This window comes from Curtobacterium sp. VKM Ac-2852 (assembly GCF_013205045.1).
GTDB classification, from domain to species: domain Bacteria; phylum Actinomycetota; class Actinomycetes; order Actinomycetales; family Microbacteriaceae; genus Curtobacterium; species Curtobacterium flaccumfaciens.
The window spans coordinates 241,746-252,758 of sequence record NZ_JABMLI010000001.1 but is presented as its reverse complement, the minus strand read 5'-3'; the positions used below and the strand labels follow the sequence as shown (position 1 = coordinate 252,758).

Below are 11,013 nucleotides of genomic sequence, written 5' to 3'. Positions count from 1 at the left end.
GCCCTCACCCGTGAAGACGGGCTTGGTGTTGGTGACCTCGGCGCCGATCGCCGGGGCGGCCAGCGTCACCGGGGCGAGGTTCTGGCCGACGGTGAACCTGAACGGTGCCGTCGTGGTCTTGCCGTCGACAGTCTGGCTTGCCGTTCCGGCGTAGCTACCGGTTCCGAGCGCAACCGTCGAGGCAACCGACCAAGTGCCGTCTTCCTTGACCGTGGTCGTGGCGAGCGTGCTTCCGTAGGTGCCCTTCACGACGACGGTCGCCCCAGGCGTGCCGCCGCCCGTGAAGACGGGGTTCGGCGTCGAGACGTCCGAGTCGATCGCGGGAGCGGTCAGCGTGACCGGGACCATCGCCTTGACCTCGAAGTTGATCGGCGCGGTCGTCTTCGCCCCTTCAAGCGGCGTCTGCGTGGCGGTGAGCATGTAGCTGCCGTCCACGAGGTCGAAGCCAGCCGGGACACTCCACTTGCCGTCCTTGACGGTGGTGGTGGCGACGACTCTGCCGGTCGAGCCCGTGATCTCGATCGTGGCGCCTTCGTCGCCCGTACCGGAGAACACCGGACGCTTGTCGGTCGCGGTCGACCCGTTCGCCGGAGTCTCCACGACGATCGGAGCGACCGGGTTCACGGCCTCATCGATCGTGGCCTGCGTGGTGCTCGTAGTGTTGAACGCGCCCTCGACGGCGGTGCCGCTCAGGACGGTGCGCATCGGGAAGGTGCCGGCGTCGGCGTCCTCGGGCGTGCTCACGTTGATGTTCCAGCGCATCAGCGACGCGTCGGGGAGGTTCCAGGTCGTGGTGGTGGTCGCGAAGTCGTAGGTGTACTTCGTGCCGTCCTCGGAGCGGACCCCGTTGGTCAGGGTCATGGAGGCGTTCGTCCAGGTGTCCTCACCCGGCTTCTTGAACGAACCTTCGATCGTGCCCTGGTCCGCGGCGAAGGTCGTACCCTCGGGCGCGGTGAACTCGACCTTGCCCTGCGGGCGGCTGATCGAACCATTGGTCTTGAACAGGGACTCCACCGAGGTGACCTCGCCACGCTCGAGCGTGACAGCGGTGCCGTCCTGGCCCGAGATCGCGGCATCGTTGATGACGACGTCGAGGTCCTTCGAGTCGTGCTCCTCGCCGTCGATCTCCTGCACGATGTGCAGCGGGTTCGTCCCGCGGTCGAGATCGTCGACCGTGATGCTCCACGCACCGGTCTCGGCGTCGGCTTCGACGCTCTTGTCGCCGATCGTGATCTTTGCACCCGGGGTTGCGGTACCCGAAATGACCGCGGTCTTGCCCGCGTGGTCGATCGAACCGACGTTCGCGACCAGGTCGACGACCGAGGTGCCGACCGTGGTGGTGGTCGAACCCTGCGCACGGAAGTCGTTCGTGCTGCTCGTCCCGCTGAAGTCGAAGTCCATCGCGCTGGAGCCCTCAGGGGCGTCTGCGCTGGCAGCGACGTCGATCATGAAGCGGTACTGCTGGTCGGCCGGACGCTCGCTGGCCCAGTCCGCATCGAACGTCAGGGTCGTGTTGTCGTTCGACAGGCGTCCGTTGGTGAGCGGGATCGACGTGGAGGCGTTCCACGCGGTGTTGCCGACGCGCCGCCACGAACCCTGGACGGCGTCCTGCTCGGAGAAGGTCGCACCGTCCGGAGCGGTCAGCACCACGGTGCCCTTGGTGTCGGTACGCGTTTCGCGGTTCTCGACGACGAACGGCACCTGGGTGGTCTCGCCGCGCTCGAGCTCGATCGGCCCCTGGTCGACGCCGACGAGCGTGCCGCCCTCGATGATCGTGACTTCGACCGATGTGCGGTCTTGCTCCGTGACGCCGATCTTCTGGATAGCGGTGAGCACGTTCACGCCCTTGTCAATACCAGTCACGGTCATCGACCACTTGCCGGACGAATTTACGTCCGTCTGCTGGCCACCGATCGACACCTTCGCGCCCGGAGTCGCCGTACCCGCGACCATCGCGCTCTTTGCGATGTGGTTGGTTCGATCGACAGTCGCCGTGATCGGTGCAACGTCCTTGAGCCCGTTGAACCACAGCGCATCTCCGCTAGTGGGGGCAGAAGAGGTCGTGATCAACGGCCCGCTTCCGATCGACGGATTGTCGGACACACCGAGGGAGGCGTACGCCCCGGTTCCACGAATCGCCCCGTTACTTTGGATCGAGAACTGCTGTGACGCTCGGCCATCGCAGGTTGTGAGGGTGACGAGATCGGGAGTTTTCGAACCGAGCGTCGCGCATCGGCCAAAATCGGCCGAAATGATCGGACCTTTAGAACCCACTGACGGGAAGGTCCAGGTACCGCCTGTCCCAGTGGTGATTCTACTTCCGGATGCGACCCAATTGGTCCGGTTGGTGTACCCAGGGAGTGTTTTTGTCTGGAACGGACCGACCAAGCGAGATTCCGCAGAAGTTTCGGCAGCCGCAGCGGGAGCCATGCCGAAGGACAGGCCGGACACGATGGTGGCAGCGGCCAGCCCGGCCGCACCCATGGACTTGAGGGCAGTCGATGCCCTCTTCTTGTGAGACATGTGCATCTTTCAGGACAGGCCGCAGACAGCGGCTGTGCGGGAAGGGGCACGCCCGTCGGCAGAGTCCGACGGCGCATGTGTATTCAGAATATCACGTGAAATACCAACATACGCGCGTGCTACCCGTGGCAAAGGGATTGCCTGTGAGTTGAGTGGGATCGGCGCAAGTTAGTGGTCCCGAAGTTGACTCCAGGCGACTCAGGAGTAGAGTTGAGTCCATCGGACGCAAGTCCAACGACTTACCCCCCCCCAAGCAAGAGGAGCAACACATGGGACGTGCAGTAGGCATCGACCTCGGAACCACCAACTCCGTCGTCGCAGTTCTCGAAGGTGGCGAGCCCACCGTCATCGCCAACGCCGAGGGCATGCGCACGACGCCCTCGATCGTGGCGTTCACCAAGGACGGCGAGGTCCTGGTCGGCGAAACCGCCAAGCGCCAGGCCGTGACGAACGTCGACCGCACCATCGCGTCGGTCAAGCGTCACGTCGGCACCGACTGGACCACCGAGATCGACGGCAAGAAGTACACGCCGCAGGAGATCTCGGCCCGCACCCTCGGCAAGCTCAAGCGCGACGCCGAGCAGTACCTCGGCGAAGACGTCACCGACGCGGTCATCACCGTGCCCGCGTACTTCAACGACGCCGAGCGCCAGGCCACGAAGGACGCCGGTGAGATCGCCGGCCTCAACGTCCTCCGCATCATCAACGAGCCGACCGCGGCCGCTCTGGCCTACGGCCTCGACAAGGGCAAGGAAGACGAGCTCATCCTGGTCTTCGACCTCGGTGGCGGCACGTTCGACGTGTCCCTGCTCGAGGTGGGCAAGGACGACGACTTCTCGACGATCCAGGTCCGCGCGACCTCCGGTGACAACCGCCTCGGTGGCGACGACTGGGACCAGCGCATCGTCGACTACCTGGTCAAGAAGTTCAAGGACGAGCACGGCGTCGACCTGTCCACGGACAAGATCGCCAAGCAGCGCCTGAAGGAAGCGGCTGAGCAGGCCAAGAAGGAACTGTCGTCGCAGATGTCGGCGAACATCCAGCTCCCGTACCTGACGCTCACCGCCGAGGGCCCGCTGAACCTGGACGAGACCATCTCGCGCGCGCAGTTCGAGCAGATGACCTCCGACCTGCTCGACCGCACCAAGAAGCCGTTCAACGACGTCATCAAGGAAGCCGGTGTCTCGGTCAACGACATCGCCCACGTGGTGCTCGTCGGTGGCTCGACCCGCATGCCCGCCGTGGCGGAGGTCGTCAAGTCGCTGACCGGTGGCAAGTCCCCGAACCAGGGCGTCAACCCGGACGAGGTCGTCGCCGTCGGTGCCGCGCTCCAGGCCGGTGTGCTGAAGGGCGAGCGCAAGGACGTCCTGCTCATCGACGTCACGCCGCTGTCGCTCGGCATCGAGACCAAGGGTGGCCTGATGACGAAGCTCATCGACCGCAACACCGCGATCCCGACCAAGCGGAGCGAGACCTTCACGACCGCTGACGACAACCAGCCGTCGGTCGCCATCCAGGTCTTCCAGGGCGAGCGCGAGTTCACCCGCGACAACAAGCCGCTCGGCACCTTCGAGCTCACCGGCATCGCGCCGGCTCCCCGTGGCGTCCCGCAGGTCGAGGTCACCTTCGACATCGACGCCAACGGCATCGTGCACGTGTCCGCCAAGGACAAGGGCACCGGCAAGGAGCAGTCGATGGTCATCTCCGGCGGCTCGTCGCTGCCGAAGGAGGACATCGAGCGCATGGTCCGCGAGGCCGAGGAGCACGCAGCCGAGGACAAGGCCCGTCGCGAGGCCAACGAGCGTCGCAACCAGGCCGAGCAGCTCGTCTACTCGATCGAGAAGCTCATCAAGGAGAACGACGAGAAGCTCCCCGCGGACGTCAAGTCCGAGGTGCAGGCCGACGTCGACGCGCTCAAGTCCGCACTCGCGGGCGAGGACGACGACGCGGTGAAGACCGCCTTCGACAAGCTCAACGAGTCGCAGGGCAAGCTCGGCCAGGCCATCTACAGCCAGCAGGACGCAGCAGCCGGCACTGCAGGTGGCGAGCAGCCCGCGGGTGAGCAGCCGGCCGACGACGAGGACATCGTCGACGCCGAGGTCGTGGACGACGAGGACGACAAGGACAAGAAGTAACGATGACGGATCCCAAGGACAACGCGCCCCACGAGGACGAGCCCCAGGTCGAGGGCGACGCCACAAACGCTGCCGAGCCCGAGGACCTCATCGAGGCGGAGGGGCCCGACGTCGAAGTACCGACGGACGGCCCCGCCGCCGGGGGCCCGGCGGCGGATGCAGCGAACGACCTCTCCCCGGAGGACGAAGCGCTGCTCGCCGACGCCGCCCGCGGCATCGCAGAGGACAAGCTGAGCACCGAGGACCGCGACCTCGTCGCCGAGATGCGTGCGGACATGCTCCGGGCGCAGGCCGAGCTGGTCAACTTCCGCAAGCGCGTCGAGCGTGACCGTGAGGCCAACCGCGAGGTCGCCATCGCCGAAGTGGTGCGGGCACTGCTGCCGGCGCTCGACGACCTCACCCGGGCCGAGGCCCACGGTGACCTCGCCGAGGGTCCGATGCAGGTCATCGGCCAGAAGATCCGCGGGGGCTTCGAGAAGTTCAAGCTCGTGCAGATCGGCGAGAAGGGCGAGGCGTTCGACCCGAACATCCACGAGGCGATCGTCCAGCTCCCCACCCCGGGTGCCACCGGACAGACCGTCGCGGACGTCGTCGAGCCGGGCTACAAGCTCGGCGAGCGCGTCCTCCGCGCGGCCAAGGTCGCGGTGGCGGTCCCGGCCTGAGCCGGGTCCCCACGGTGACGACAGAAGAAGGCAGGTGATCCATGGCCAGTCAGGATTGGTTCGACAAGGACTTCTACAAGGTCCTCGGCGTGTCCAAGGACGCCTCCGACGCCGAGCTGAAGAAGACGTACCGGAAGCTCGCGCGGCAGTTCCACCCGGACTCCAACCCGGGTGACGCCGCCGCCGAGAACCGCTTCAAGGAGATCAGCGAGGCCTACTCGGTGCTCTCCGACAAGGAGCAGCGCCAGGAGTACGACCAGGTCCGCGCCATGGGTTCCGGCGCTCGCTTCACGGCGGGCGGCGGAGGCCAGGGCGGGTTCGAGGACGTCTTCGGCGGGATGTTCGGGCAGCAGGGCGGTGGCGGACAGCGCGTCCGCTTCGGCCAGAGCGGCCCCGGCGGTGCCGGCGGTTTCGAGGACATCCTCGGCGGGATGTTCGGCGGGGGTGGTGGCTTCGGCCAGACCTCCGGCGGCTACCGCGGCTTCGGTGGGCCGACGAAGGGCCGCGACGTCACGGCGTCGACGACCCTCGACTTCACGACGGCGATCGCCGGTGACACCGTCAAGCTGTCGCAGGGCAACGGCCGACCGGTGAACGTCCGCATCCCCGCGGGTGTCGCCGACGGCCAGAAGATCCGTCTGCGCGGCCGCGGCGAGCCCTCGCCCGACGGTGGTGAGGCCGGTGACCTCGTGGTCGCCGTGTCGGTGCGGAAGCACCCGGTGTTCGAGCGCGACGGGCTCAACCTGCGTGTGGACGTCCCCGTGACGTTCACCGAGGCAGCGCTCGGCGCGACGATCGAGGTCCCGACGCTCGGCGGTTCGCCCGTGAAGCTCAGGGTCGCCCCCGGCACGCCGTCGGGTCGCGTCCTGCGCGTCAAGGGCCGCGGCGTCACGACGAAGAACGGCACGGGCGACCTGCTCGCGACCGTCCAGGTCGCGGTGCCGTCGCACCTGTCGGACAAGCAGCGCGAGGCAGTCGAGGCACTCGCGGCCGCGCTGCCCGACGAGAACCCCCGCGAGGACCTCCTCGCCAAGGCGCGCGACTAGCGGGCGCAACCACAGCAGTAGACCCGGCTTGGAGGCCCGGCGCGGCTCCGTCAGGAAGCCGCCCCGAGCCTCCAGGCTGGTTTTCACCCCACGCGGACGACGGAAAGGAACGCGCCATGACCGACATGGACGAGAACTCGCCCGTCTTCGCGATCGCGGTCGCGGCGGAGCTCGCCGAGATGCACCCCCAGACGCTGCGGCAGTACGACCGGCTCGGCCTGGTCGTGCCGGGTCGCACCCGGGGTGGGTCGCGGCGCTACTCGATGCGCGACGTGGTGCAGCTTCGCGAGATCGCGCGCCTCGGCTCCGAGGGGGTGTCGCTCGAGGGCATCCGGCGGGTGCTCGACCTGGAGAACGAGAACAAGGCGCTCCGCGATCGTGTGCGGGAACTCGAGTCGGCGTTGGCCGACCAGCTCATCAACCGGCCCGGCGCACGGGTCTTCGCCGCCACCGCGAGTGGTGCGGCGATCTCGCTCAAGGCGGGGTCGCGGCCGCAGCGGAACACGCAGATCGTGTTGTACCGCGGGCCGCGCTGAGTGTCGGAGAACGACGACGGGCCCGACGCTCTAGAAGCGTCGGGCCCGTCGTTGTTCGTCAGCGTGTCGACGCGACTCCGACCGGGTACTCGAAGCCGGTGACGGCGCGCTTCGTGACGACGTTCGCGTTGCCGAAGTACTCCATCCGGCGCGGCTGTTCCCCGATGACCTTCAACGCTCCGGAAGGAGTCCGTTGCCAGAGGGTGCCTCGTTCATCGCAGGAGTTCGAGACGATCGTCCATCCGTTCGATGCAGGACCGAAAGCCTGCAGGCACTTGCCGTTCTCGAAGACGACCTTGCCCGTCTCGCCGATGGTCGGAGCGGAGACCGTGGCGGCGGACTCGGCGGCGGCGTCGAACGAGGGTGAGAGGCCGGGGGTCATGACGACGGCACCGTCTGTGCGGAGATTGAAAGACATGTAGGTGTCGGCCTGTCGTTCCACGACGAGCTTGATCTGCTCGGACGGTCCGGAATCGTCAGAGGTGGCGGCGTGCGCCGCAGTCGGTGCTGCAGACATGAGGGCGGCAAGGGCAGCAGCCGCAGCGATGGCGGCGAGTGGGCGTGTCATTCGAAGGGTATTCATACGTGAAATTTACCATATCGAGTCACCAAAACGAATCTGCGCCTTATGTGTCGCTACTCGATGGCGATGTTGTGCATCTGCACGAGATCGCGCCTCGGCTCGGAGGAAGCGTCGTTGGAGGGCATGAGTGTCGGAGGACGGCGAACGCCCCCGGCGACCATCTGGTCCCCGGGGGCGTTCTGCGAGCCGTCGGCTCAGTTGATGGTGAAGCGGACGGGTGCTTCCGTCGTGGCGTTGCCGGGGGCGGTCTGCTTCGCGGTGAGGACGTAGCTACCGCGGGCGAGGTCGATGTTCGACTCGGCGCTCCACTTGCCGTCAGCGTTGACCTTCGCGGTCGTGACGACGCGGGTGGTGCCGCGGATCTCGATCGTGGCCCCGGCCTGGCCGGTACCGGTGAAGGTGGGGCGCGGTCCGCTGACGGTTCCGTTCATCTCGGGAGACGCGACCGCGATCGGCGCTGCCGCGGCGGCGGCGATGGTGAAGTGGACGGGCACTTCGCTGGTGGTGTTGCCGGGGGCGGTCTGCTTCGCGGTGAGGGCGTAGCTGCCGCGGGCGAGGTCGATGTTCGACTCGGCGCTCCACTTGCCGTCAGCGTTGACCTTCGCGGTCGTGACGACGCGGGTGGTGCCGCGGATCTCGATCGTGGCTCCGGCCTGGCCGGTACCGGTGAAGGTGGGGCGGGGCCCGGTCGCGGTGCCGTTCATCTCGGGAGTCTCGACCACGACCGGTGCGACGGAGTCGTCTTCAGTGGTGAAGGCGATGTTGCGCATCACCGAGGTGCGTCCGTCGGTCGTGGTCTGGGTGAACGTGACCTCGTACCCGTCCTTGCTGGTCAGGTCCGCGGTGGCGTCCCAGGTGCCCACGCCCGACCGGGCGCCGCCCGCCTTCGTCTCGAAGAGTCGCTGACCGCGCTGGTCGGTCGCGGTGATCGTCGCGCCGGCCTCTGCGGTGCCGGCAAACGCGCGCTTGCCCGGGGTGTAGTCGTTGTCGTCCGCGATGCCCTCGACCCGCAGGAGGCGGGGGAGCGCCACACGCTCGGACGTCCCGACGAAGTCGCGGCCGTCGAAGACCAGGTTGACCATGTCGAGCTGCTTGCCGGTCGCGGCGGCGGCGATCGTGTAACTCCACACCGCATCGGCGCTGGTGGCGTGCCCGACGACGCGGTCGCCGTCGAGGATCCAGAGCCCAGGAGCGTCATCGTGCTCCCCGACCACCTGGACGCGCCCGTTCGGGTAGACGAACACGGACCGGAGGGACGGTGCGGCGGCAGTCGGGTCGATCGGGAGCTGCTCGAGTGCGACGGGCACGCGGGCCGACGAGGTGCCGTCGGCGGTGCGTCCGACGACGTAGACCGTGGAGCCGACGCGGTCCTGCGGGAGCCGAGCAGAGTAGCCGGTCTCACCGAGGCTGGCGTCGGCGATGGTGGAGCCGGCCTCGTCCTGCACGACGACCGAGGCCACGTCCTGAGCGACGGAACCCGCCACGACGAACGACCCGTCGAGGACGCGCCCCTTCTGCACGACCGTCGGTGCCTGCGGCGCGTCCGATGCCGCCGGCGAGAACCGGACGTCGCGGAGCTCGTTCGTGCGGCCGTCGGTCGTCGTCTGCGTGAGGGTGATCACGTGGTCGGAGTCGGTGAGGTCGGCGTCGGCGCTCCAGGTGCCGGTCCCGTTGCGGGCTCCGCTGACGTCGGTCGTGAACAGCGTGGCGCCCGACGTGGTGTCCTTCGCCACGATGGTCGCGCCGGCGGTCGCGCTGCCGGCGAAGTGGGTGGTGCCGGGCGTGAACGTGTTCTGCTGCTGCTGCAGTCCGTCGACCTTGATGGTGCGGGGGATCGGGATGCGCTCACCGCGGGTCTGGGTGCCGTCAGCGGCGGTGTGGACCCGGATCACCTCGAGACCGAGGTCCTGCAGCTGGTTCTGCACGGTGATGAAGAACGCGCCACCGCCGGTCGCGCGGTCGTACACCGTGTCACCGAGGACCAGCCAGAGGTCGTCGCCCCCGGCATCGCCTGCGAGGATCCGAGATGCGTACGGTGTGCTCCAGTCCTGGTAGAACTTCGGCGCCGGCAGTGCGGGGTCGACGGGCAGCGCGTCGAAGTCGGGGGTGTCGGCGCGCACCTCGGATTCCGAGGTGGAAGTCGCGGTGGACGCCGGGGCAGCGGTCGCGACGCCCGGCGTCAGCAGACCGAAGCCGAGGGAGGCGGTGAGGACGCCGCAGACGACTGCGGCGCTCCTGAACGAGGTGGATGCCATTGAGGGCTCCTTCTGGTGGGGGAACCACCAGTGTATTGACATGTGAAATATACAAGCTGTTGATATCGCGAGTGCGATCACCGAGCGCTTCGCTGCGGGCCGCCGCCGGGTACGCTGACGCGGTGCCAGACTTCGCCGACCTCTTCCGCCGACGCGACGACGACGCGCCCGACCTCATCGCGATCGACGGCACCGACCGCTTCCTGCTCGACGAAGCGCCGCACGTGCACGGCGACGCACTCCGGCAGCCCGGCGAGGTCGCGGTCGTCGACGACCGGTACGGGGTGCTGACGCTCGGCCTCATCACGCAGTACGGCGCGAGCGACATCCGGGTCGTCCAGGACTCCTTGGTCGGAGAGCGGGCGCTCGAGGCCAACGCTGGCACGTTCGGGCTGCGCGGCTTCCACCACCCCGACTCGCTCGAGGACGCCTTCCGCGACGTGCGGCTCGTGGTGCTGCGGCTCTCGAAGTCGCACGATCGCCTCGACGAGATCGCCCGTGCCGTCGCCCGGTTCGCGGCGCCCGACGTGGTGCTGCTCTGCGGCGGCAACGTGAAGTACATGCACGTGACGCAGAACGACGTGCTCCGGCGCTCGTTCGGCGAGGTCACGGCATCACGAGGTCGTGGCAAGTCGCGGCTGCTCATCGCGCAGGACCCCCTGCGTGCACAGGCGAACCGCGCCGCCACGACGAACCCCTGGCCCCGGTCGGTGCACGTCGACGACCTCGGCATGACCCTGGTCGCGCACGGCGGAGTGTTCGCCGGGACGTCGCTCGACCAGGGCACGCGGGTGCTGCTCGACGCGATGGACCAGGCGGTCCCGACCGCGCGCACGATCGTCGACCTGGGGAGCGGCAACGGCGTGATCGCGGCTGCGGTCGCCCGTCGGCGACCGTCGGTGCGGGTGATCGCCACCGACGTGTCCCGGATCGCGGTCGAGTCGACGCGTGCGACGGCGGAGGCCAACGGTGTGGCCGACCGGGTGACGGTGCTGCGGACCGACGCGGGCGACGAGCTCGCGGAGGGGTCCGCGCAGCTCGTGCTCTGCAACCCGCCGTTCCACGCGGACACCACGGTGACCACCGACACGGCCGAGGCGATGTTCCGGAACGCGGCCACGATCCTCCAGGCCGGCGGTGAACTGTGGTGTGTCTGGAACACGCACCTGCGCTACCGGCCGGTGCTCTCGCGCCTGGTCGGGCCGACCCGCGAGGTCGTCCGGACCCCGAAGTTCACGGTGACGGCCTCGGTCGCGACCAACCGCTGACGGCG

At 68.2% G+C, this 11,013-nt stretch carries 8 protein-coding genes; 5 read left to right on the top strand and 3 right to left on the bottom strand.

Annotated elements, in window-relative coordinates:
- Positions 1–1,863 (bottom strand): Ig-like domain-containing protein (locus HQQ79_RS19070; protein WP_216852142.1); only part of this gene is annotated, 1,863 nt, incomplete at its 3' end.
- Between the two features lie 929 nt (positions 1,864–2,792).
- On the opposite strand from HQQ79_RS19070, the gene dnaK reads away from it, so the two are divergent.
- The 4 genes from dnaK (at position 2,793) to HQQ79_RS01170 (ending at position 6,902) form a co-directional block, all read left to right on the top strand.
- Positions 2,793–4,658, top strand: a complete 1,866-nt coding sequence (dnaK, locus tag HQQ79_RS01185; protein ID WP_111234830.1) for a molecular chaperone DnaK — start codon at positions 2,793–2,795, stop codon at positions 4,656–4,658.
- Positions 4,659–4,660: 2 nt separating this feature from the next.
- Positions 4,661–5,320, top strand: a complete 660-nt coding sequence (locus HQQ79_RS01180) for a nucleotide exchange factor GrpE (RefSeq protein WP_082046895.1) — start codon at positions 4,661–4,663, stop codon at positions 5,318–5,320.
- A 41-nt stretch (positions 5,321–5,361) separates the two neighbouring features.
- A complete protein-coding gene (locus HQQ79_RS01175; protein ID WP_173032231.1) occupies positions 5,362–6,366 on the top strand; it encodes a DnaJ C-terminal domain-containing protein in 1,005 nt (334 codons plus the stop codon).
- A 125-nt stretch (positions 6,367–6,491) separates the two neighbouring features.
- Positions 6,492–6,902, top strand: a complete 411-nt coding sequence (locus tag HQQ79_RS01170) for a MerR family transcriptional regulator (protein ID WP_027464889.1) — start codon at positions 6,492–6,494, stop codon at positions 6,900–6,902.
- Positions 6,903–6,960: 58 nt separating this feature from the next.
- Here HQQ79_RS01170 and HQQ79_RS01165 read toward each other — a convergent pair whose 3' ends face one another.
- Positions 6,961–7,470, bottom strand: coding sequence for a hypothetical protein (locus HQQ79_RS01165; protein WP_173032230.1), 510 nt, complete (start codon positions 7,468–7,470; stop codon positions 6,961–6,963).
- Positions 7,471–7,679: 209 nt separating this feature from the next.
- Entirely contained in the window at positions 7,680–9,740 is a 2,061-nt protein-coding gene (locus HQQ79_RS01160; RefSeq protein WP_173032229.1) for an Ig-like domain-containing protein, read from the bottom strand.
- 122 nt (positions 9,741–9,862) lie between these two features.
- On the opposite strand from HQQ79_RS01160, the gene HQQ79_RS01155 reads away from it, so the two are divergent.
- A complete protein-coding gene (locus HQQ79_RS01155) occupies positions 9,863–11,008 on the top strand; it encodes a class I SAM-dependent methyltransferase (protein WP_071404391.1) in 1,146 nt (381 codons plus the stop codon).
- Positions 11,009–11,013 lie beyond the last annotated feature (5 nt).